This is a genomic window from Poinsettia branch-inducing phytoplasma str. JR1, assembly GCF_000309465.1.
Lineage (GTDB): Bacteria > Bacillota_I > Bacilli_A > Acholeplasmatales > Acholeplasmataceae > Phytoplasma > Phytoplasma pruni.
In genome coordinates, this window is the sequence record NZ_AKIK01000041.1 from 1 (window position 1) to 22,462 (window position 22,462).

The window sequence follows — 22,462 nt, forward strand, 5'->3', positions numbered from 1 at the left end:
TATATTGAAACAAGATAAAAATTAATTTTAAAAATTTATGAAAAATAAAGGATTTAAAAGGTTATTTTATGAACCCAAACATTATTGAATTTAAAAAAAAATTAACGACTTTAGAGGATCAAATTAAAACAAATATTAGAGCTATTAACGATATTAAACAGTTATGCCAAGCCGAAATAGAATATATTGGTAAAAACGGTCAAATAGCCACTTTATTGAAGGAATTAAGAAATTACTCTTTAGAAGAAAAAAAAACCATCGGGAAAACTATTAATCTTTTAAAACAAGAAATAAACACTTTATTTCAAGAAAAAAGCTATGTTTTAGAACAAGAACAATTAAACCAACAATTAAAAGTAGAAGAAACGGATATTTCCTTACCTTCTTTCCAATTGCCAATCGGAACCATTCATCCTTTAAATAAAATCCTAGAACAAGCGGAAGAATTTTTTTTAGGCATGGGTTATTCTATTTATGATGGTAAAGAAATTGTGAGTGATTTGTATAATTTTGAATTAATGAATATTGGTAAAGAACATCCAGCGAGAGACATGCAGGATTCTTTTTATTTAAATATTAACCCTCAATCGCTCTTAAGAACCCACACTTCTTCTGTCCAAATTCAAGCTATGTTAGCGAGTAATTCGCAACCTTTAAAAATTATCTCTTATGGCAATGTTTTCCGTAGAGATAAAGATGATGCGACTCATAGTCATCAATTTACCCAATTAGAGGGCTTCGTGATTGATCAACACACTACTTTAATGGATTTAAAACAAACTATTATTATGTTTATGCAACACATTTTCGGTCCAGAACAGAAATTATTATTCCGCCCTTCTTATTTCCCTTTTACTAATCCTAGTTTAGAAGTTGATCTAATTATCGAACAAAAAGGCGAAAAAGACGTTTATTTAGAAGTTATGGGAGCAGGGCTGATTCATCCCGAAATTTTAAAAAACGGTGGTTTTGATCCAGAAATTTTCCAAGGTTTCGCTTTTGGGATCGGCATCGAAAGAATCACAATGTTAAAATACAGCATTAAAGATATTCGTCATTTTTATAATAACGATATGCGTTTTTTAAAACAATTCGGTAAATAGTTTTTACCATCTTTTTTTTATTCAAATCATCTACTAACAAGGAGTTATCTTATGATAATTAACGAAAATATCTTAAAAAAATATATTTTCCCACTGCCTAATGATTTAAAATATTTAGTCAATAACCATATTATTGAAGTTGAAGCTTCAGACCTTATTAACCCTAACCAAGAGTTAATTATAGGGGAAATAGTACAATTTGAAAAAATACCTCAGACAGCTAAACTTAATTTAGTGCAAGTTGATATTGGTAAGGAAGTTTTATCTATTGTTTGTGGAGCTTCTAATTTAGCGGTCAATAAAAAAGTAGTAGTAATCCAAAGTGGGTCTTATTTAGATGCTATTAAAACGACTATTGAGAAAAAAACCCTTTGCGGGGTCGAATCTAACGGTATGATTTGTTCCGCTGAAGAAATCGGTTTAAATCTGAAATATTTAACAGACCAAGAAAACGCCGAAGAGGGGATTTTACTTTTAGGCGATGACGCTCAAGTAGGACAATCAGCTCTAGAATATCTTCAATTACAAGGTTCTTTTGTGAAATTATCTTTAACTCCTAATAAAGCAGATTTATTGTCTCATATTGGTTTTGCGAAAGATTTAGCCGCTATTTCCACGCCCGAACAACCTCTTAAATTTATCGCCCCTTCTTATGAACCTATTCAAGAAGAACAAGAAGTTAACCCTTTTCAAGTGAAAATCAATAACGATCATTGTTGGGAATATAATCTACGTTATTTAACGGATGTGAAAGTAACTACCAGCCCTTTATGGTTAAGAAATATTTTAAATACCAGTCATATTAAACCGGTTAATAATGTAGTGGATATTATGAACCTAGTTATGATCGAATATGGCATTCCTATCATCGCTTTTGATGCTAGTGATTTAAAAAAACCCACTATTGAAATTAATCAAGCTCTTTCAGGACAAAAAGTGGTTGATGCTGAGAAGAACGAATATCTTTTAAACGAAGAAGATATAGTGATTACCAACAATAAAAAAGTTATTTCAGTAGCGGGAATAATTAATGCCGCTGAATACAACATTAATCACCAAACACGAGAAATAATTCTTTCAACAACTGCTTTCCAAACAGAAAATGTTTTTCAAACGAGTAAAAGGTTAAATATTCAAAATGAAAACGCTTTACGTTTTAAAAGAGGGATTGATCAAGCGTTATTAAAAGAAGCTTTAGATAAAGCGACTTCTTTATTACAAGAATTAACTTCAGTTAAAGTAAACCAAAAAATGGTCTCTTCTCGTCTGAACACACGTCAAAACCCTGTTTTAACTTTCTCTTTAGAAAAGATTAATAAAAAAACTGGGATTAATTTTTCCTCCCCAGAAGTAATAGATATTTTAACTAAATTAGATTACCAAATTAAAACTTCAGAAAATAACGTTTTTCAAGTGGTTGGTCCATCTAGACGTTATGATGCGGAATTTTATGAAGATGTTATCTCTGATTTAATTCGTATTCATGGTTATAATGATATGGGCGTTTCAGAACAAAGCCAATATAAAACTATTGGTTTAAGAACTAACCGTCAACAAGGTTTATATAAATTAAGAAATTTATTAGCTAATTTAGGTTTTATGGAAGTAAAAACTTATAGCTTATTAAACGAAACTCTTTTTAAAATATTTTCTGATAGTCAAGAGTATGTTTCAGTAACTAAACCTATCTCGAAAGAAAAAACCATTTTAAGACAAAATTTAGCCGCTAATATGATAGAAGTCTTAAGTTTCAATCAAAAAAATAATATCCTAAATAACGCTTTTTTTGAAATTGGTAAAGCTTATTATGCCGACCGAGAAATCATGCATTTATCTTTAGGTTTAAGTGGGTTATTTTTCAATTCCGGTTGGTTGAAACAAGATATCGAAAGTTCTTTTTTTGTGTTAAAAGGGGTCTTGGAAAGAATTCAACTCTTTTTAAACATAGATTTAAAGTTAGTAAAAACTAAGGAATATGCGAACCTTCACCCTGGTAGACAAGCTAATATTGTCCTAGATAACGAAAAAATTGGTTTTATTGGCGAGATACACCCTAATGTTAATAACGCTTATCATCTGAAAAAAAGTTTCCTTTTAGATATCACTTTAAAAGATAGCTTTTTTGATGAAACAAAACCTATCGTTTTTCAAAATATTAATAAATTCCCTTCTATCACTAGAGATTTAAGTTTTTTAATTAACCAAAATTACACTTTTGAAGAAGTATCTTTATTTTTACAACAAGAAGTATCAGATATTTTAGTCAAATACGAACTTTTAGATCTTTATCAAAATAAAGATTTATCGACTGATAAATATTCCTTATCTTTCAGGTTTACTTTTAAAGACGCTCAACAAAGTTTACAAAAAAACAATGTTGAAGAAATAATGACTAAAATAGAAGATAAATTAAAACAATTGTTTCAAGTCCAAATCAGATAAGGTGGTTCATTTTTTTGCGCAAAGGAATTATAATTGAATTTTTAGCTAAAGATTATGTTATTGTCGATCTAGAAACTGAAAAAAAAATTCATGCCCAAGTTAAAGGGAAAATACAAAATATTAAAAATAATTATGATACTGCGGATTATTCCAAAATAAAAGTGGGCGATATAGTCATGTTTGAACGTAAAAAAAACCAATTTTTAATTGATAGCATTGTTCCCCGTACTAACGAATTGCAAAGACCTAGTATCGCTAATATCAACCAAGTCTTTTTAGTCTTTTCTTTGGTAAATCCGAAGTTTCAATTTAAATTATTAGATAAATTTTTAATTATTTTGCAAAGATTCCGTTTAAAAATAATTTTAATTTTTACTAAAACAGATTTAGTGGAACCATCCAAAATAGATCTTTTAAAAGAGAAAATATCTTATTATGAAAAATTTTATCAGGTTTTTTATGTTACTAAAACTAATAAAGAGGGTTTAGATGTTTTATACCCTCTTTTCAAACAGCAAGTCACCATTTTAGCCGGACAAACCGGAGTAGGTAAATCTACTTTATTAAATTCTTTAACTTCGCTTAATTTAAAAACTCAAGAAGTTTCTAAACATTTAAGCAGAGGGAAGCATACTACCAAAAACTCGAAATTGTTTTTTTTCCATGAAGGATATATAGCGGATACTCCTGGTTTTTCGAAACTAGATTTATCAGAAATTAAAGCTGAAGAAATTAAAAATTTTTATAATGATTTTGTCCTTTTATCTGAAGAATGTTTTTTTGGTTATAGTTGTTTACATATTAATGAAAACAAATGTAAAGTCAAAGAAGCGGTAAAAAATAGTTCTATTCCTCTAAAAAGATATAATAATTACCTTTCTTTTGTAGAAGAAATTAAAAACAAAAGAACCAAATTTCAACATAAAACATGATAATTTTCGAATTTTACCTTTCTTTTAACCATAAAGATTAAAATAAAGGTAAAATAATATCAGAAACTCATTTTTTAAAGAAGAAAGTTGTTTATTGATATGAATTTTGATAAAATTAACCAAAGACAAAAAAAAATACGTAATTTTTCTATTATCGCTCATATAGACCATGGAAAATCAACTTTAGCGGATAGAATTTTAGAAATAACTAACACCATTGAAAAAAGGTCCATGAAATCTCAATATTTAGATTCGATGGATTTAGAACAAGAACGCGGTATTACTATTAAATTAAATTCAGTGGAAATTCTTTATCAAGCGAAAGATGGGGAAGAATATATTATGCATTTAATTGACACCCCAGGACACGTGGACTTTAGTTATGAAGTTTCACGTGCTTTGGCCGCTTGTGAAGGGGTTTTATTAATAATAGACGCTTCGCAAGGAATTCAATCCCAAACCTTATCCAACGTTTATTTAGCTTTAGAAAATAATTTAACCATTATTCCGGTTTTAAATAAAGTAGATTTGCCCAACGCTGATGTAGAAAAAACTAAATTAGCTATTCAAGATACGTTAGGACTAGATACGAATGCTATTATTTCCGCTAGTGGTAAAACTGGTTTAGGAGTGGCGGAAATTTTAGAACAAATCATTACTAACATCAAACCGCCTCAAGGGGATGCTTCTAAACCTTTACAAGCCTTAATTTTCGATTCCGCTTTTAACACTTTTAAAGGAGTTATTCCTTATATTAGGATTATTAACGGCATAGTTAAAAAAGGCGATAAAATCAGTTTTATGGCGAGTAAAACTGTTTATGAAGTGATTGAAGTAGGTATTTTTAACCCTCATCCTTTTAAAAAAGATTTTTTAGCAGCAGGCGATGTAGGTTATCTAACTGCTTTTATTAAAAATATGGACGCTGTAAGAGTGGGCGATACTATTACTTTGCAAAAACACAATAATGTAGAAGCTTTACCGGGTTATCGTCAAATCAATCCTGTAGTTTTTTGTGGACTTTATCCAGCGGATACAAGTAAATACGAAAGTCTAAAAGAAGCTTTACAAAAATTAAAATTAAACGATTCTTCTTTACTTTATGAAAAAGAAAATTCTAATGTTTTAGGTTCTGGTTTTAGGATTGGTTTTTTAGGTCTTTTACATATGGAAATTACCCAAGAAAGAATTGTTAGAGAATTCGGTATCGAAGTAATTATTACCGCTCCTTCGGTAATTTTTCATGTTTTTACTAAACAAAATAAAAAAATTATTATTGATAATTTAAACAAATGGCCTAATAACCAATCTATCGAAAGAGTAGAAGAGCCTTATATTAACGCTTTTATCACTTGTCCGGAAATGTATATTGGAGCAGTCATGGAGATTTCTCAAAATAAAAGAGGCCAATTAGAGAATATTCAATATTTAAACGATCAAAGGGTAACTCTGAATTATCTATTGCCTCTTTCCGAAGTAATTTATAATTATTTTGATAAATTAAAATCCGCGACTAAAGGTTATGCATCTTTTGATTATCAATTAGATAATTATCGCCCTAGTAAATTGAAAAAAATGGATATTTTATTAAATTCTGAAGTAGTGGAAGCGTTGTCTTTTATCGTACATGAAGATTTCGCTTATAACAGAGGTAAAGCTATTTGTCAAACTTTAAAAACCATGATTCCCAAACAAATGTTTGAAATTACAATCCAAGCGGCTTTAGGGAAAAAAATTATCACCAGAGAAACGATTAAATCGATGCGTAAAAACGTGATTGATAAATGTTATGGTGGTGATGTTACTAGGAAGAAAAAACTTCTTTCCAAACAAAAAGAAGGTAAAAAGAAAATGAAAACAATAGGAAGAGTTAAATTACCTCAAAAAGCCTTTTTAGCTATTCTTTCGGCCAACGACAATTAAGATTTAAATTGTCTTTAATAGCTTAAAAAGCCTAAAGGTGATTTAATTTGTTCACAAGAGGTTAAAAAACATGAGCAATTTAATCGAATTAAAAAACATTAATAAAGTCATCGATAGTCAAATTATTTTAAAAGATATTAACTTAGAAATCAAAACTAATGAATTTGTGACTTTATTAGGCCCTTCAGGATGCGGAAAAACCACTATTTTAAAAATTATCGGTGGTTTTGATGATTTTAGTAGTGGAGATATTCTTTTCAACAATCAAAGCATTGTTGATGTGCCGCCGCATAAAAGATTAATTAACACTGTCTTTCAAAAATACGCTTTATTTCCTCATTTAAATGTTTTAGAAAATATCGCTTTTGGTTTAAAAATAAAAGATTTAAATTATGAAACTAACAAAAAAATCAAAGCTTTAAAGATTAAAGCTCAACAAGAGATGAACGCTTTAATTGAAGCTTATCAAAAAAAAATAATGGCTAAAACCGCCTCTAAAAAGACTTGGTTACAACGCTGGTTCAAGGTGGGTTTTGCGCCAGACATCAAAGCATTAAACCAAGAGTTAAAAGAAAAAATAAAACTGATTAATCAAGAACACCAAAAAAAATTAACTCTTTTAAAAAAAGACCTTTTAACTTATAAAGAAAAAGACGCTTTTATCAAAAAGACTGTTTTGCATTATTTAAAATTAGTTGGTTTAAAGGGGTTTGAAAATAGAGATATTAACCGTTTATCAGGTGGTCAACAACAAAGAGTCGCTATCGCGAGAGCTTTGATTAATAAACCCAAAGTCTTATTGTTAGACGAACCTTTAGCGGCTCTGGATTTAAAATTAAGACAAGAAATGCAATACGAACTAAAAGAAATTCAAAGAAATTCTGGAATTACTTTTATTTTTGTGACACACGACCAAGAAGAAGCTTTGGCTTTAAGTGATAAAATCGTAGTTTTAAAACAAGGCGAAATTCAACAAATTGGCACTCCCCAAGATATTTATAACGAACCAGCTAATAAATTTATCGCCCAATTTATCGGGGAATCTAATTTAATTCCTGGAGTGATGAAAAAAGATTTTTTAGTGTGGTTTGATGATAAAGAATTTGTTTGTGTAGATCGTGGTTTTGATGAAAATCAAAAAGTAGATGTAGTGATTCGTCCGGAAGATATTGATATTATTAAATGGGAAGATGGTTTAATCCAAGGGGTAGTCCAATCTGTTTTATTTAAAGGAGTTCATTGGGAAGTAATTATTAACAATAAACATCGTAATTATTTAATCCATACAACGGATTTTGTGCAAGTGAATAGCAAAGTAGGGATTACTTTCAATCCAGAAGATTTACATATTATGGAAGTATGGTAAACAAATATGTCATCCTCAAATACCAACAAAACAAATAAAATTTATAAATGGTTGTTTTTGCCGTATTTTATCATTATTGTTTCTTTAGTGATTGTGCCTATTTTAATTATTTTATTTGATTCCTTTCAACAATATAACGACCAAAAATTAGTCAAAATAGTTTTTACCACTGAATATTATCAAAACTTTTATAAGAATCTTAATTTTATTTATGTCTTATTGAGGTCGTTTTCGATCGCTGTTATCGCTACTTTTTTAATTATCCTTTTATCTTATCCTTTGGCTTATATCGTTTCTAAACGTCATGTCTTAATCCAACCGATCTTAGTTTTATTGATTAATGGGACTATTTGGATTAATATGATTTTAAAAACCCAAGCTTTGGTGCAAATTTTTTCTTTAATGGAAAGGTTTTTCAGTATAAGGATTTTAGAAAGCGATATCGCTATGTTTATTGGTTATATTTACTTATTTTTACCTTATATGTTTGTTTCTATTTATTTGAGTATCGTTAAAATAGATCCTAACTTGGTGGAAGCAGCAAAAGATTTAGGAGCTAACGAAAAACAAATTTTTACTAAAATTATTTTCCCTTTATCTTTGCCAGGGGTTTTAGCCGGAACTGTTTTAATTTTATTACAAATAGTTACCAATATTATTGTACCTAAATATTTAGGACCCACTACCGTTACTTCTATTAGCGAACTAATTGAAAATACCACCTTTTTAAACGGAGATATCAAAAGTGCTTGTGTAATGGCAGTTAATTTAACTTTGTTAATGTTTTTAATTTTAACTTTTTTTAAAAAAAGTAACAAATATAAAGGTAATAATGATTATGCAAAAGAAAAATAAAACTAATTTTTCCTCCCTCTTTTTGGTTTTGATGATGATCTTTATTTATCTTCCTATTATTTCCTTAATTATTTTTTCTTTTAATGAAAACGAAGGAAGAATTGCGTCTTTAGTGCATTTTAACCAATTTGGGATTAAATGGTATTATAAAATATTTCAAGATAATTCGATTAAATCCGCTATTATAGTTACTTTTCAAATCGCTTTCTTATCAACCTTTTTTGCTACTATTTTTGGCACTTTAGCAGCTATTTCTTTAATGAATTATAAAAAGAAATGGCGTAAAGCGATTTTAAATGTTAACCAATTGCCAATCATTCTTCCAGAAATAATTAACGCTTTAGCGTTGTTTGTTTTATTTAGTTTTGTGGGTTTAACTAGTGGTTTTTGGCGTATGTTATTAGCTCATATTTCTTTTAGTGTACCTTATGTTTTGGTCACTGTTTACGCTAAATCCTCTACTTTAGATATAGATTCAATTGAAGCTTCTTATGATTTGGGCGCTACACCCTTGCAAACCATTATCAAAGTATTTTTGCCTCAATTAAAAGGTTCGATGTTGGCTGGCGCGAGTATCGCTTTCGCTTTATCTTTTGATGATTTTATCATTTCTTATTTCGCTGGTGGAGCAGACTATCAAAATATATCCGCTTATATTTATAGCTTAAAAGGAACCGTTAATCCTACTATTAACGCTTTATCATCTATTTTAATTTTATTTGTGCTAAGTAAAATTTTATTAAATTATTTAAAATTAAGAAAAGACTCTAAAAAACATGAATAAAAAAAAATATCTTTTGTGGATCGGTCTTTTGATGGTCTTTTTTAGCGTTTTTTATTTAGCACATAAAATAATTAGAAAAGACTCTTCTCATCCAGAAAAACAAACTATTATTTTGTTTAATTGGGGTGAATTTATAGAACCAAGTCTTATAACTGAATTTAACAAACAATCAACAGACTACGTCATTAAACAAAGTTTTTTTTCTTCTAATGAATTGGCTGTTAATAAAATTAAAGCCGGGGATAAATACGATATTGCTATTTTGAGTGAATACGCGATAGAAAAATTAAACAAAGAAGATCCGAATTTATTGGAAAAAATTGATTACAATAAAATTGATAAATTTAAAGAAAAAAAAGAAATAGATAAATTGACAAAAACATTTAAAGGCGTATATGATAATAAATTACCTAAAAATATAAAACCTTACACTATTCCTTATTTTTGGGGAAATTTAGGTTTATTATATAATAAAGAAAAAATAAACAAGGATGAAATCCAAAATTGGAAAAATTCAATGATGAATCCGAAAAAGAAAATTTCTTTATATAATAATTCTTTTGAAGGTATTTTTATTGGTTTAAAGGCTACTGGTGGGAATATTAAAAACCCTACTTCAGATCAAATCATTAAAGCTAAAGAGTGGCTATTAGACTTGAAAAAAACCAATAATAAATTATCTTTTGTTACTGATCAACTTCTTGATCAAATGAAAATCCAAGGTGAAGAAAAATACGATATTTCTTTAACTTATTCCGGTGACGCTAGATTCTTAATGAAACAAAATAAAAATTTAGATTTTTATCCTTTTGATGAAGGCGACGAAAAAGAACGAGGTACCAATATTTGGGTTGATAGCATCGTGTTACCGAAAAACGCAAACACCAAAGGAGTTTATGAATTCATCAACTTCTTGTTGGAAGAAAAAAATATAAGCAAAAACGCCGAATTTATCGGTTACGATTCGCCTTATAAGGAAACAAAAGATGGCGAATTACAGATTGAAATAAAAGACGGCGATCAAATGTATCAATATAATAAAGAAACGAAAAAAGAAATAAATGATTCTTGGAATGAAGTTTACGCTCACCCAAGGCCACAAGATAATTATTTATTATTTATCAATTTATTCATTATCTTACTTCTGCTTTTATTCCCATTTATCAAATCTTTTCGTAAAAATAAAAAGGAGGAATATTAATTATTCATGAGCGCCGAAAATGTCATACATTTAGTCAACTTTCGTTTTGTTAATTTTCATGTTAATTTTTGTAATAAAAACGGTTAAAAAATCACAAATTAATGGAAAAAATAAACCAAAATTTAAAAAAAAAAAAAATAATTTTTCCAATAATAAAAAAGACCCTTTTAAAGGGTCTTTTTTATCTTTATCATATTTGGCAATAATCCTTTATATCAACAGGTTTATATACCGGTTTTTTTAAAATTAGCTAATAATGATTTAGTATAAGGGTGTTGAGGATTATGTAGGATCGCTTTAGTAGAACCTTTTTCTACCACTTTTCCTCCGTACATAACGATAATATCATCTGCCATTTGAGAAACAACCCCTAAATCATGAGTAATGAACAAAATAGAGATCTTTTGTTCTGTTTTCAATTCATTCATTAAGTTTAAAATTTCTTTTTGCACGATAACATCTAAAGCAGTAGTCGCTTCATCAGCTATTAAAATTTTAGGCTCACAAACTAAAGCAATCGAAATCATAACTCTTTGACACATGCCGCCGGATAATTGATAAGGATAGGATTCCATAATCATTTGGGGATTTTTAATTTTTACTTTATCTAACATTTCTAAAGCTTTATTATAAGCTTCTTTTTTGTTCATTTTACGGTGTAACATTAAAACATCCATTATTTGGTGTTTAATTTTAAAAACTGGATTCAGACTTGCCATAGGATCTTGGAAAATCATTGCTATTTCTTTACCACGAATTTTCTGCATTTCTTGAGCGTTAAACTTAGAAATAACTTGTTTGTTAAAAACAATTTCTCCTTGGTATATTTTTTGATTGGGTTCAAACAATTGTAAAATAGACATAGCCGTTTGGCTTTTACCACTGCCAGATTCTCCTACAATACCTAAAGTGCGTCCTTCTTCCAATTCAAAACTAACCCCTTCCACAGCTTTGATGAAACCTTTTTGAGTTTGAAAATAAGTATGTAAATTATTAACTTTTAATAAACTCATGCTTTTTTGCCATCCTTTTGACTGGTTTTTTTATTTTTAACAGTACAAGCAACAAAATGATTAGGAGACACTTCGTACCAATCTAGATCGTTTTGACCTGCTATGTATAAAAAAGAGACTTTATCAGTTTCATATGTAATTTTAAAATAATTTTCTTTTTCTGTTTCTAACTTAGGAATAGCTTTTAATAATTGTTTAGTATAAGGGTGTTGAGGATTTTTAAAAATTTTCTCTGTAGTAGCTAATTCCACTAAATTACCCAAATGCATAACCGCTATACGATCACTAATATAACGCGCTACTCCTAAATCATGAGTGATAAACAAAAAAGTCAATTGATATTGTTTTTTTAAATCATCTAAAAGGGTTAAAATTTGCTCTTGAATAGAAACATCTAAGGCTGAGACTATCTCATCACAAACGACAAATTTAGGCTTTAAAATCAAAGCTCTAGCAATAGATATCCTTTGTCTTTGTCCGCCAGATAATTGATGAGGGAAACGATTATAAAAAGATAAATCAACTCCACATTTTTCCATCATCTGCAAAATCATCTTTTTATATTCAGGATCATTTTTACTTTTCGCCATTTTATGAATCAATAAACCTTCGCCAATAATATCTCCTATTTTCAAATGAGGATTTAAAGAAGAAAAAGGGTCTTGGAAAATAATTTGTAAGTCTTTTCTCAATAAACGTGTTTCTTTATTGGATAAAAGCGTTAAATCTATTTCCTGTTCATCGTTATAATAAAAAACATTACCCGAAGTAGGTTTTTCAATTTGTAAAATAGTTTGTCCTAAAGTTGATTTTCCCGAACCAGAGCCGCCCACAACACTTAAAGTTTCTCCTTGAAAAACGGATAAATTAATATTATTATTAGCTTTTAAAACGATATTATTTTTTTTCAAAAAAGCCTTTTTTAAATCAAAAAATTTAGATAAATTTTGTGTTTGAATTAAAATTTTATTTTTTATCATTTTTTTCAAATCCTTTTTATTTGTTTAAATAAGACTTAAAACCACGTTTTTTTATTAAAAAGAAATCTTTTTAGAGGGAACCAATTATCATTCTTTTATCATCCTCAAGAAATCTTTTGGTTAGCCATCTTTTTCCGATTAGTTGAAAAAAGATTTATTATTCTTATTGTTCGTTGTTAGGGTCAAAATATTCCATCAAACCAGAACCTATCAAATTAAAAGATAAACACGTTAAAACGATCACAATGAAAGGCCCTAAAAACAGATGAAAATGCCATCTTATATCGCTTTTACTGGAGCTTAAAATACTTCCCCATTCAGGAATTTGTGGATCTAGTCCTAAACCGATAAAACCTAATCCTGAAGCAGTTAGAATAGCGGATGACATGCTTAAAGTAATTTGAATGATGAAAAAAGACGTTAAATGAGGTAAAACATGTCTAAAAATAATTTTGATATCGCTCGCCCCTAACGCTTTAGAAGTTTTAATAAAATCTTTTTGTTTTATTTTCATCGTATTAGCTCTCATCACTCTGATAAAAGAAGGAATACGGGAAATAATTAAAACAATCACTAACGAAGTCATGCTTTTATTTAAAAAGAACATAATTACGATAGCTAAAATAACATCAGGAAAAACTACCAAAATATCACATACAAAATTAATCACAGTATCAAAAAATCCTCTAAAATAACCCGCCATAATTCCTAAACAAGAACCTATTATGCTACTTATTACAACAGAATAAAAAGCTATTTGTAAAGAAATTTTAGCTCCATATATCACTCTACTAAATAAATCTCTACCAGTGGAATCAGTTCCCATCCAATGGGTCCAACTAATTCCTTGTAAGCGTTTATAAGGTGATACATTAGGATTTTTGATAAAAGAAAAAAAAGGCATCACAAAAGAGAATACAATTAAAAGGGTTAAAAATAAAAAACCAATTAAAATCTTTTTATTGCTTTTGATTGTTTTAAAAATCGTATGAATCGATTGTGGTATTTTTTTTATTTTTAACATTTAAATTTGATTATCCTTTCTTTGAAAATTTATGCATTTAAACTTTTTTATTTATACGAGGTTCTAATAAAGCGTAAACAAAATCTAACAATAAGTTAAAAAGGCTAATGAATAAAGCTAATAAAATGATGCTGCCTTGTAATACTAAATAATCTCTATTCTCGAATGATGAGATAATTAAACTTCCAATTCCTTTAATGTTGAAAACAAATTCAGTAATTATAGCTCCACCGATTAAATAACTAAACATTAAAACTATATGAGCCACAACAGGAATTAACGCGTTTTTTAAAGCATATTTAAACATAATATGATTTTTGGACAATCCTTTAGCGTAAGCTGCTTTAATATAAGGTTGTTCTAATGTTTCTTTCATACTGGTTTGAGTTATTTTAAAAACCGAAACACTCACGACTAAAGATAAACTTAAAACAGGTAAAATCATCGCTTGCAAAGTGTCAAAACCTGATCTAGGCAAATGAAACATTTTTCCTAAATATAATTGCATTAAAAAAGCGATAACAAAAGTAGGAGACGACATGACAAAAACAGAAAGACCGTTTAAAAGTAAGTTTTTTTTCTTACCTTGCCAATAAGACGAAAGAACTCCGAATAAAATGCCTAATAAAGAACCAATTAAAGTGCTCAATAGCGCTAATTTAAAAGTGTTGTTGAAAGCTTTAAAAAATAATTTTACGGCTGGCAATTTATCATTATAATACGATTTGCCGAAATCAAAATGAAAAAATATTTGTGTTAAATAGTTGGTAAATTGTTTTAACAAAGGCAAATCAAAGCCTAAGTCGCGTTCTAAAACTTTTCTTTGTGCTGGGTTGCAGCCTTTCAACCCTGCAATCGCACTAATAGGATCGCCAGGTATTAATTTAACGGCAAAAAAACTTATAAAAATAACAGATATAAAAATCATCATGTTATAACAAATTTTTTTTGAAATGTATTTTATCATTTTTTATCCTCAAAATTATTTTATTATTTAAAAAAAGAATGATGGTTTTTAACCCAAATATAAAAATATGTAATTCGGATTAAACTCATCATTGTTTTTTTATGCTAATTTTTTTATTTTTTCCCAATCTATTCTAGAAAAAATATCACATGTAAAGTCTTTTATTTTAGAAGATTTTAAAAAGTATCTTTTTCCTTCGTAAATAGGTATTACATAAACTTCATCATTTAAAATTTGTTGAACTTCTTTTACTAAAGTTGTATATGTGTCTAAATTACTTTCTTTTTGAGCTTGTCTCAATTTAGAATCTATCACTTCGCCTTTAGCTTTATCTGTTGCATCGCCTTGTTGAATGTGAGGGAAAGCATTTGCAGAATCCTTTAAGAAAAAATCACATAAAGCTTTGTGGCCGTAACCCATTTCATGCAATTCGCCTATTAAAACCATATTATAGGAAGAAGTAGGTTCTTTCGCTTCTGCTAAAAAAGCATTAAATTCAGCTTCTTCTGTTGTAACATCAAAACCAGCTTCTCTTAAACTTTCTGCTATTTTATTAGGAAGTTGAGGGCTTTCTTTGCTGGCGTAACCTAATTTAATTTTTTTATCTTCAGTTGATAATCCGCTTACTATTATTTTAGCTTCGTCCATATCGTATTTGCGTTTAATTTGTTCATTGTGTCCAACTAAACAGCTTGGAACGTAAGCATCTAAGGGTGTTACAGGCAATTGTAAAGCAGAAATCATTGGAGGGAAATTTAAAGCTAAACTTATCGCTTGACGTGCTGGTTTTTTTGTGCGCGCTGCATTCATATAAATTTGCGAACCGTAAGCGTTTATATTTTCTACTATTTCTAAACCTTTAAGTGTTCCGTTAGATATTTTTTCTTTTAAAGAATTAACCTTATCAGAGGGAACTTCCGTAGCTAAGTCAATTGTTCCTGCTTCTAATTCTTGTAAAGTGGTTTCAAATGATTTTTGAATTTTAACCATCAATTTTTTCGGACTTTCTTTAATGGCTTCTTTGTTCCAATAATTTTCAAAAAGTTCCAACGACATTTTGTCATCGCGTTCATAATTAACTAATTTATATGGGCCTGCACCGACTTTAACACCTTTATCATTGTCAGCTTCAACTTCAGATTTACATAAAATTCTATATCTTTCTAAAAAAGAAGTCCACCATAAAAGATCATTTTTAATTGTAACTTTTACTTTTTTATCATCTAAAACATTCAAATCTTGAATAATATCTGAATAATCATTATTATTGTTGTTTATTCCTTTTTGAAGAGAATATACAACATCTTCGGTTGTTACAGGTTGGCCATTATGAAAAAAGATATTATCACGAAGAGTGAAAGTAATTTCATTCCCGACCTTAACCCATTTTTCAGCCAACCTACCAACTGTTTTTTTAACTTTATCCTCAACAATTAAAGTATCGTGAACGGCTAAATAAAGCATTTCGGAAAATGAAGAACTGGAATGTATTTTGTCAGTAGGATCGAAACCTTGAATATCTGCTGCCCAAACCATATTAACAGTTTCTTTTGCCGCCTTATCTGTCCCTTTTCCACGTTTATAAAAATAAAGCGTACCACAAACTAATAAAACGCCTAATAAAACGCTATAAACTATAATTACTAATTTCTTACTATTTTTGATTTTTGACATATATAAAAAATGCTCCCTTTTATATTATTTAATAAATTTCCACATATCAATATACATTATATATGTTTTTTTTTTTTTTTCAAGGGTGTGGAGAAAATTTATACATTTTTTTATGCCTTATCCAAATCAAAACGGGTTAAAAACTTGTCCAAAAGGCTATGTTTAAGAAGAAATATAAACTTATCTCTCAGAAATTATTTCTCATAACATTTACTAAAAGTTTTTGCTAAAAATAACTCTTTTGTGTCTGCCAAAAAAGAAAAACCAGTTATTAAACAACAAAAAAGCTATGTGTTTTTACATAGCTTTTTCATTTCTCTCATTTCTTTATCGTCTAATGAGTCTTTTATATTTTTTTAAACCTTTTCTTCAAAACTTTTTTTAAATTAGGGTTAAAGGTTTTTTCTTTAATCATTTTTATTTCTTCTTTATAAGGGGCGAAACCATTAATAAAAGGCGTTTCTAATATTTTTGGTAAAGATAAAAAAGAAGAATGATAAATAATATTAATTAAAGCTTCAAAACCAATATTTCCGTAACCAATATTTTCATGACGATCTTTTCGACTACCTAAAACATTTTTAGAATCGTTAATATGAAAAACAGATAAATATTGTTGACCCACAATAGAATCGAATTCTTCCATCACTAATTCAAAATTATTTTTAATATCATAACCAGAATCAAAAACATGACAAGTATCAAAACAGACAGAAATTCTTTTTTTATCTTCAATCAAAGTAATAATATCTTTTAAATCTTGAAAAGAAGCGCCTATTTCGTTTCCTTTACCGGCCATAGTTTCTAAAGCTATCCCCACCTTTAAATCAGCAGTATTTTTAAAAATTTGGTTGATACCTGAAGCGATAAATTCTATCGCTTCTCTTTTGTTTTTATTCATGTTATTGCCAGGATGAAGCACCATTCGAACAATTTTCATTTGTTCAAATCTATATAATTCTTTCGTTAAAAAATCAATCGCGAAAGTTCTTGTCGCTAAAGAAGGGTTGGCTAAATTAACAATATAAGGTGCGTGACCTACTAAATCATTAGGGTCTAAATTATGTTGTTTCATTTGTTCGAAAGTTTCTAATAAGTTAGCATTGTTCAAATCAGATCTAATAGTGTTTTGTGGCGCTCCAGTATAAATCATAAAAGTATTAGCGTCAAAAGATAAACTTTTTTGTAAAGAGTCTAAATACATTAAAGGTTTTTTAAAAGGGACATGACTACCTATTTTTATCATTTTTTTTATCTCTTCTTTTGGAAAAATGAGGGTTATTTTTTTTACCATTTTTATTAGGAAAACTCATTTTATCATTTTTTTTATAAAAATTGTATTTATTGTAAGAAAGATTAATTTTATTATTAGGAGTTTGTTTCTTAGTACGAACTTCTTTTTTAACTTCTTCTTGGAAACCTGTTTTAGTTAAAGTAATATTATGAAAAACAATATCATTAAGTTTTTTAATTTTATCCAAGGAAGTTTTATCTTTCTCGTTATAAATCACTAAAACGTTACCGTCTTTGCCCATTCTACCTGTACGACCGCTACGGTGTTGGAAAAACTCTAAATTACGGCTCGGCAAATCATAATGAATTACCCAAGTAATATCTAAGTCTAGCCCTCTAGCGGTTAAATCACTAGAAATAATATATTGATATTTCATTTTTTTAATTTCAGCCATATGTTGTTTTCTTTGTTTAACTGATAAATCAGAAGAAAAGTTTAAAACATTTAAATTAGCTTCTTTTAAGCCTTCATAAACCATAAATTGGTCTTTTTTATGAGAAACAAAAATTAAGGCTAAAAAGGGGTTTAAAGTTTTAGAAAAATGAACCAAATTATTGATTCTTTTATCAGAAGAACTTTCTAAAGCGTAATATTTTAAATTTATTTTTTGTTCTGAATTAACATCTAAAAATAAAGATTTGCCGAAATATTTATTAATGAAAGGTTTCATAGCGGGTGTGATAGAAGCAGAAAATAATAATATTTTAGGTCGCCATTTAACCAATAAAGGGTCTAAACAATTTAAAGATTCTTGATCAAATAACATATCCGCTTCATCTAACACTAAATAAGCAGCTTTAAAAATATTTAATTTGTTTAAAGTTTGGGTATATTCGCTTAACTTACTTAAAGTAGTGATAACAATAGGAGGTTGTTTTTTTTCCAAACTAGAGAGTATCTTTTGTTTATCCATTCCACCGTAAAAAATCTTTACTTTAGAATTTTGTTTTTCAATTTCTTTTAACATATTAAAAACTTGAAAAACAAGCTCATTAGTAGGAACAACTATCACCGCTTGAATCATGTTTTTATTCCAGTCTATTTTGCTTAAAATAGGCAATAAATAAGCGTGCGTTTTACCTGTTCCTGTAGGAGCGATCCCTACTAAGTTAAAAGGTTTATCAAACTCCTCAAAAAATTTTTTTTGTATCGGAGTAATAGTTTTAAATTTTAATAATTTTAATTTGTCTTGAAGATAGGTCTGCATTATTTCAACCCTTTCTTTTGTAATAACGTAAATATTTTCCGTCTTTAAACCAACGAAAATAAAAAAATAAAATAAAAAGTATTTTTTTAGTGTTTTTCCTTTAAAATATTAATAAATAGATCTTTTTGAGAGATCTAAATAAACAATGAAGAAAAGAGAATTCCATGAAAAAAAACAATAAAAAAAATCCGCCAAAACTAAAAAAAAATAATAAAACACCAATAGTAATGAAAAAAACTAAATTGTTTACTGTTACTAATTTAGTAATTTTTCTAGCTATCTTAATTTTTTTATTGGTTCCTATTTTAGCCATTTATATCTTTTTGAAAAGTTAAGGATGGCTTTGAATCTGTTAAGAAACAAAACCATTCAGAACCAAAAGAAAACATATTTTTTTAAGACATCTCTTCTTTTTTAAAAAAAATTAACATAAGACATAAAAAACGAGCTTTTATTTTAAAAGCTCTTTTTATAGATATTGCTGTCAAGGTCTTCATAAATAAGTTGCAAAAGCTTATTGTTGAACTTATATTGTTTATTATTGTTTAAAGAAGAATATTCTTTAGTTAATTCAATCGCTTCGTTAATAATAATTCTATGAGACAGTTTTTTTTCCATTAATTCGAAAGTAGCTAAACGAATAATAGCTTTATCAACTTTATTCAATCTATCTAAAGTATAATCGTATAAATTTTTTTGAATAATATTATCGATTAAAACAATATTATTAATTAATTGTTCCACAAGAACGATCTTTTCGTTAACATTAGGGTTTTTGACTTGAAGTTCATTGTGGTAAAAATCATATTGATATAAATTATTAATGATTTTGACCCTTAGTTCTTTCATCTTTTTAGGAAACATATATATTTGGTGGTAATGCAAATTAGTTTGTGGATTTATCATTGTTTTTTCAACAAAGCTTCTTCTAAATTTTTAGCCACTTGTTGCCAATTAACGACATTATAAAAAGCTTCTATGTAATCTGGGCGACGATTTTGATAATGCAAATAATAAGCATGTTCCCAAACATCTATCCCTAAAAGAGGATAGCCTAAATTTAAAACCGTATCTTGGTTAGCTGTACTAACTACTTCTAATTTCTGATGGTGGTTTAAAATTAACCAAGCCCAACCACTGCCAAAAACAGTTTTTGCTTTTAAAGCTATTTGGTCTTTTAAATTTTCGACACTCTGATAATCACGTTCGATCCATTCTTTTAATTTACCAGTAGGTTGAGCACCATTATTAACTTGTAAAGTTTGCCAAAAAAAAGAATGATTATAATGTCCGCCGCCGTTATTTCTAACAGCCGTCCTTGCTTCTTCAGGCACTAAAGATAAATCTTTTAATAAAACCTCTAAATCATCAGCGTTAATTTGTGGATATTTTTCTAAAACAATATTTAAGTTGTTGACATAAGCTTGATGATGTTTTTGATGATGTATTTCCATTGTTTTAGTATCAATGAAAGGTTCTAAAACGTCGTAAGCATAAGGCAATTGAGGTAATTGATATTTTTTCATAATTTTAATCCAAATTCTCCTTTTTTAAATTAACCAATCTCTTGGTAAAGATTTAATTGACTTTTAAATGATATCATAATAAAAGCTTCTTCATTAAACATTATAACACTTTTATAAATACTAAAAAGGTGTAATTAAGAAATTTTGTAGTTTATTGCGATAAAAAGGTTTAAAGTTAGTTTAAAACCTTTCTAAGATCAATAAAAAGAGGTTTTTCCAAAAAATGATGTTAAAACAACTTATAAAGAAAGTTTGGACTAACTTAATAATTATCAAGAATAACAATAATTTATTAATTTAGCCCAAAGTTATATTTCATACGCTTATTTTATCTGTTGAAAAAACTTTCTTTTTCTTATTTAGTGAAAAATTGTTTATCTATTTCGTTGATCGCGATTAACCAATGATGCAACATTTCGTGATACAAATTAAAGCTTGGTTCGTTAGTGTTAGTTTGAAAACCAATTTGGTTCTGAATTTGACTACTAACAATATCTATCCTTTTTTTAGTTAAAAAAGACGGTTCATTATTTTGAGCTTTTTTATAAAACAAAGCTCCTCCTAAACTGCCTATTAAAAAAATTAATAAGTAAAGAAAAATCTTTTTAAAAAAGATAAAAAACATATATTTTTTTTAGTTTCTTTCTAGTTGAGGTTCTTACGGATATTATTTAATTTCTAAAGATTTCAAGCCCGCTAGGTTCAACAAACTCCAAGGTTTGTTGAAATGAGGGTGGAAAAAGAAATCTACAAACGCTAATTCATCAATAGTCATATTTTTTTGAATACATACGCTCAAAGTATTCATTTTTTCTGTTAAGTCGGCTTTAGATAAAATCTGTCCGCCTAAAATATTACGTGTTTTTTTATCAAAAACTACTTTTAATAAAGCTGATTCATAATCCGGCATAAATTCAGGTCTGTTAGCGTCTCTGATCGTTACAGCAGCATAATTTAAACCTAATAATTTAGCCACATTTTCAGTTAAACCGGTAGAAGAGATGTTTAAATCATAGATTTTAATACCACTAGTACCTTGAGTGCCTAAATATTTATGTTTATTTTCTGTAATGTTCATTCCTATTAAAGTTCCCATTCTAACAGCGTTAGTCGCTAAAGGAATGTATTTAGATTCTTGTATCGGGTTATAATAAATATTAACACAGTCACCACAAGCATAAACATCTGGATTAGAAGTTTGCAAGTATTCATTAACTACTAAAGCGCCATTAGGAGACGTTTTTAATCCATGGCTCACCAATTTAGTGTTCGGAATGAAACTAATACACATAATAACCATTTCTGTTTCAAAAACTTCTTTATCAGTGCGTACGTGAGTAATTAACCCATTAGAAGTTTCTAATTTAGAAACTCTTTGTCCTAAAGCCAATTTAACGTTATTTTTAATAAAAGCGTCTTGAGCTAAATCAGTAAATTCTTTATCTAAGTATTTAGACATGATTCTTTCTTCCGCGTCAATCAACACTACTTCTTTACCTTGATGAGAGAAAGATTCCGCTAATTCAACACCAATATAACCAGCACCCACAACAGTAATTTTTTTCACGCCAGCAGCGTATTCAATAATTTCGTTGGCGTGGGCAAAGTTTTTGGATAATAATAAATTTTTAGAATCCATTCCGTCTAAGCGAGGAATAACTGGCCAAGAACCAGTAGATAACACTAACTTATCAAAACGATCCACAAACTCTTCGTTAGTTTTTAAGTTTTTAACAACGATTTCTTTTTTATCAAAATCCACTTTTAAAACTTCGTGTTCTAAATTGACATTAGCGCCCATTTGCATTAATTCATCTGGGTTGGAATAAAATAACCCTCTTCTATCTTGAACAACTCCGCCAATATATAAAGCTATTCCGCAAGAAAGGAAGGAAACTGTATCGTTTCTCTCATAAACAGTTACATCAACATCGCTATAATTTTTTTTAATGGTTTTAACCGCAGCAGTTCCTGAATGAGTACACCCTATAACAATAACTTTTAACATGAAAAACCTACCTTATAATTATTTTTATTGAAAACCACACCTTAATTTATTTTATATCGTTTATTGCTTCCTAAAAAATCTTGAACAACAAAAATAAATAACATTTAAAAAACTTTTACATAACAATTATATCATAATAAAAATATATTCAAATATTATATAA

At 28.4% G+C, this 22,462-nt stretch carries 20 protein-coding genes; 9 read left to right on the top strand and 11 right to left on the bottom strand.

Annotation, left to right across the window (positions count from 1 at the left end; translation table 11 throughout):
• Positions 1 to 68 precede the first annotated feature (68 nt).
• The 8 genes from pheS to ON17_RS00990 all read left to right on the top strand — a co-directional run bounded on the left by pheS (position 69) and on the right by ON17_RS00990 (position 10,606).
• Positions 69 to 1,103 carry a phenylalanine--tRNA ligase subunit alpha gene (pheS, locus tag ON17_RS00955; protein WP_017191615.1) on the top strand — a complete coding sequence of 345 codons (1,035 nt, stop codon included), beginning with the start codon at positions 69 to 71 and terminating at the stop codon, positions 1,101 to 1,103.
• A gap of 51 nt (positions 1,104 to 1,154) precedes the next feature.
• Positions 1,155 to 3,545, top strand: a complete 2,391-nt coding sequence (gene pheT, locus ON17_RS00960) for a phenylalanine--tRNA ligase subunit beta (protein ID WP_017191616.1) — start codon at positions 1,155 to 1,157, stop codon at positions 3,543 to 3,545.
• Positions 3,546 to 3,559: 14 nt separating this feature from the next.
• On the top strand, positions 3,560 to 4,477 hold the full coding sequence (gene rsgA, locus ON17_RS00965; protein ID WP_017191617.1) for a ribosome small subunit-dependent GTPase A: 918 nt from the start codon (positions 3,560 to 3,562) through the stop codon (positions 4,475 to 4,477).
• A 99-nt stretch (positions 4,478 to 4,576) separates the two neighbouring features.
• The gene (gene lepA / locus ON17_RS00970; RefSeq protein WP_026071984.1) at positions 4,577 to 6,400 is read left to right on the top strand and encodes a translation elongation factor 4; all 1,824 of its coding nucleotides are present in this window, start codon (positions 4,577 to 4,579) and stop codon (positions 6,398 to 6,400) included.
• A 70-nt stretch (positions 6,401 to 6,470) separates the two neighbouring features.
• Positions 6,471 to 7,766 carry an ABC transporter ATP-binding protein gene (locus tag ON17_RS00975; protein WP_017191619.1) on the top strand — a complete coding sequence of 432 codons (1,296 nt, stop codon included), beginning with the start codon at positions 6,471 to 6,473 and terminating at the stop codon, positions 7,764 to 7,766.
• 6 nt (positions 7,767 to 7,772) lie between these two features.
• Positions 7,773 to 8,621: an ABC transporter permease gene (locus tag ON17_RS00980; protein ID WP_017191620.1), complete on the top strand. Its 849-nt coding sequence runs from the start codon at positions 7,773 to 7,775 to the stop codon at positions 8,619 to 8,621.
• Positions 8,605 to 9,405 carry an ABC transporter permease gene (locus ON17_RS00985; protein WP_017191621.1) on the top strand — a complete coding sequence of 267 codons (801 nt, stop codon included), beginning with the start codon at positions 8,605 to 8,607 and terminating at the stop codon, positions 9,403 to 9,405. Before ON17_RS00980 ends, ON17_RS00985 begins: the two co-directional genes overlap by 17 nt.
• Entirely contained in the window at positions 9,398 to 10,606 is a 1,209-nt protein-coding gene (locus ON17_RS00990) for an extracellular solute-binding protein (protein WP_017191622.1), read from the top strand. Before ON17_RS00985 ends, ON17_RS00990 begins: the two co-directional genes overlap by 8 nt.
• A gap of 224 nt (positions 10,607 to 10,830) precedes the next feature.
• On the opposite strand, the gene ON17_RS00995 is transcribed toward ON17_RS00990, so the two are convergent.
• From ON17_RS00995 to ON17_RS01025, 7 genes are all read right to left on the bottom strand, one after another.
• Entirely contained in the window at positions 10,831 to 11,619 is a 789-nt protein-coding gene (locus tag ON17_RS00995; protein ID WP_017191624.1) for an ABC transporter ATP-binding protein, read from the bottom strand.
• Complete coding sequence (locus ON17_RS01000) at positions 11,616 to 12,599, bottom strand: oligopeptide/dipeptide ABC transporter ATP-binding protein (RefSeq protein ID WP_017191625.1); 984 nt, start codon at positions 12,597 to 12,599, stop codon at positions 11,616 to 11,618. Before ON17_RS01000 ends, ON17_RS00995 begins: the two co-directional genes overlap by 4 nt.
• A gap of 163 nt (positions 12,600 to 12,762) precedes the next feature.
• Positions 12,763 to 13,623 carry an ABC transporter permease gene (locus ON17_RS01005; protein WP_017191626.1) on the bottom strand — a complete coding sequence of 287 codons (861 nt, stop codon included), beginning with the start codon at positions 13,621 to 13,623 and terminating at the stop codon, positions 12,763 to 12,765.
• A 37-nt stretch (positions 13,624 to 13,660) separates the two neighbouring features.
• Positions 13,661 to 14,590 carry an ABC transporter permease gene (locus ON17_RS01010; RefSeq protein WP_017191627.1) on the bottom strand — a complete coding sequence of 310 codons (930 nt, stop codon included), beginning with the start codon at positions 14,588 to 14,590 and terminating at the stop codon, positions 13,661 to 13,663.
• 99 nt (positions 14,591 to 14,689) lie between these two features.
• Complete coding sequence (locus ON17_RS01015) at positions 14,690 to 16,264, bottom strand: ABC transporter substrate-binding protein (protein WP_017191628.1); 1,575 nt, start codon at positions 16,262 to 16,264, stop codon at positions 14,690 to 14,692.
• 346 nt (positions 16,265 to 16,610) lie between these two features.
• Positions 16,611 to 17,510 carry a deoxyribonuclease IV gene (locus ON17_RS01020; protein WP_026071985.1) on the bottom strand — a complete coding sequence of 300 codons (900 nt, stop codon included), beginning with the start codon at positions 17,508 to 17,510 and terminating at the stop codon, positions 16,611 to 16,613.
• Positions 17,494 to 18,765, bottom strand: a complete 1,272-nt coding sequence (locus tag ON17_RS01025; protein ID WP_017191630.1) for a DEAD/DEAH box helicase — start codon at positions 18,763 to 18,765, stop codon at positions 17,494 to 17,496. The genes ON17_RS01020 and ON17_RS01025 overlap by 17 nt, the downstream gene beginning before the upstream one ends.
• A 164-nt stretch (positions 18,766 to 18,929) precedes the next feature.
• Here ON17_RS01025 and ON17_RS03715 point away from each other — a divergent pair, with 164 nt between their 5' ends.
• On the top strand, positions 18,930 to 19,100 hold the full coding sequence (locus ON17_RS03715) for a hypothetical protein (RefSeq protein ID WP_017191631.1): 171 nt from the start codon (positions 18,930 to 18,932) through the stop codon (positions 19,098 to 19,100).
• A 121-nt stretch (positions 19,101 to 19,221) separates the two neighbouring features.
• Here the strand turns inward: ON17_RS03715 and ON17_RS01030 are convergent, their stop codons facing one another.
• The 4 genes from ON17_RS01030 to ON17_RS01045 form a co-directional block, all read right to left on the bottom strand.
• On the bottom strand, positions 19,222 to 19,671 hold the full coding sequence (locus tag ON17_RS01030) for a transcription antitermination protein NusB (protein ID WP_017191632.1): 450 nt from the start codon (positions 19,669 to 19,671) through the stop codon (positions 19,222 to 19,224).
• Complete coding sequence (locus ON17_RS01035; protein ID WP_017191633.1) at positions 19,668 to 20,291, bottom strand: superoxide dismutase; 624 nt, start codon at positions 20,289 to 20,291, stop codon at positions 19,668 to 19,670. Before ON17_RS01035 ends, ON17_RS01030 begins: the two co-directional genes overlap by 4 nt.
• A 355-nt stretch (positions 20,292 to 20,646) precedes the next feature.
• Entirely contained in the window at positions 20,647 to 20,916 is a 270-nt protein-coding gene (locus ON17_RS01040; RefSeq protein WP_017191634.1) for a hypothetical protein, read from the bottom strand.
• A gap of 42 nt (positions 20,917 to 20,958) precedes the next feature.
• Positions 20,959 to 22,299 (bottom strand): FAD-dependent oxidoreductase, encoded by a 1,341-nt coding sequence (locus tag ON17_RS01045; protein WP_017191635.1) that lies wholly within the window; start codon positions 22,297 to 22,299, stop codon positions 20,959 to 20,961.
• Between the last annotated feature and the right edge of the window lie 163 nt (positions 22,300 to 22,462).

Excerpts from the sequence above, each read along its gene's own strand:
- pheS (WP_017191615.1), top strand. The coding sequence starts at position 69 with ATGAACCCAAACATTATTGAATTTAAAAAAAAATTAACGACTTTAGAG.
- pheT (WP_017191616.1), top strand. The coding sequence starts at position 1,155 with ATGATAATTAACGAAAATATCTTAAAAAAATATATTTTCCCACTGCCT.
- lepA (WP_026071984.1), top strand. The coding sequence starts at position 4,577 with ATGAATTTTGATAAAATTAACCAAAGACAAAAAAAAATACGTAATTTT.
- ON17_RS00975 (WP_017191619.1), top strand. The coding sequence starts at position 6,471 with ATGAGCAATTTAATCGAATTAAAAAACATTAATAAAGTCATCGATAGT.
- ON17_RS00980 (WP_017191620.1), top strand. The coding sequence starts at position 7,773 with ATGTCATCCTCAAATACCAACAAAACAAATAAAATTTATAAATGGTTG.
- ON17_RS00985 (WP_017191621.1), top strand. The coding sequence starts at position 8,605 with ATGCAAAAGAAAAATAAAACTAATTTTTCCTCCCTCTTTTTGGTTTTG.
- ON17_RS00990 (WP_017191622.1), top strand. The coding sequence starts at position 9,398 with ATGAATAAAAAAAAATATCTTTTGTGGATCGGTCTTTTGATGGTCTTT.
- ON17_RS00995 (WP_017191624.1), bottom strand. The coding sequence starts at position 11,619 with ATGAGTTTATTAAAAGTTAATAATTTACATACTTATTTTCAAACTCAA.
- ON17_RS01000 (WP_017191625.1), bottom strand. The coding sequence starts at position 12,599 with ATGATAAAAAATAAAATTTTAATTCAAACACAAAATTTATCTAAATTT.
- ON17_RS01005 (WP_017191626.1), bottom strand. The coding sequence starts at position 13,623 with ATGTTAAAAATAAAAAAAATACCACAATCGATTCATACGATTTTTAAA.
- ON17_RS01010 (WP_017191627.1), bottom strand. The coding sequence starts at position 14,590 with ATGATAAAATACATTTCAAAAAAAATTTGTTATAACATGATGATTTTT.
- ON17_RS01015 (WP_017191628.1), bottom strand. The coding sequence starts at position 16,264 with ATGTCAAAAATCAAAAATAGTAAGAAATTAGTAATTATAGTTTATAGC.
- ON17_RS01020 (WP_026071985.1), bottom strand. The coding sequence starts at position 17,510 with ATGATAAAAATAGGTAGTCATGTCCCTTTTAAAAAACCTTTAATGTAT.
- ON17_RS01025 (WP_017191630.1), bottom strand. The coding sequence starts at position 18,765 with ATGCAGACCTATCTTCAAGACAAATTAAAATTATTAAAATTTAAAACT.
- ON17_RS03715 (WP_017191631.1), top strand. The coding sequence starts at position 18,930 with ATGAAAAAAAACAATAAAAAAAATCCGCCAAAACTAAAAAAAAATAAT.
- ON17_RS01030 (WP_017191632.1), bottom strand. The coding sequence starts at position 19,671 with ATGATAAATCCACAAACTAATTTGCATTACCACCAAATATATATGTTT.
- ON17_RS01035 (WP_017191633.1), bottom strand. The coding sequence starts at position 20,291 with ATGAAAAAATATCAATTACCTCAATTGCCTTATGCTTACGACGTTTTA.
- ON17_RS01040 (WP_017191634.1), bottom strand. The coding sequence starts at position 20,916 with ATGTTTTTTATCTTTTTTAAAAAGATTTTTCTTTACTTATTAATTTTT.
- ON17_RS01045 (WP_017191635.1), bottom strand. The coding sequence starts at position 22,299 with ATGTTAAAAGTTATTGTTATAGGGTGTACTCATTCAGGAACTGCTGCG.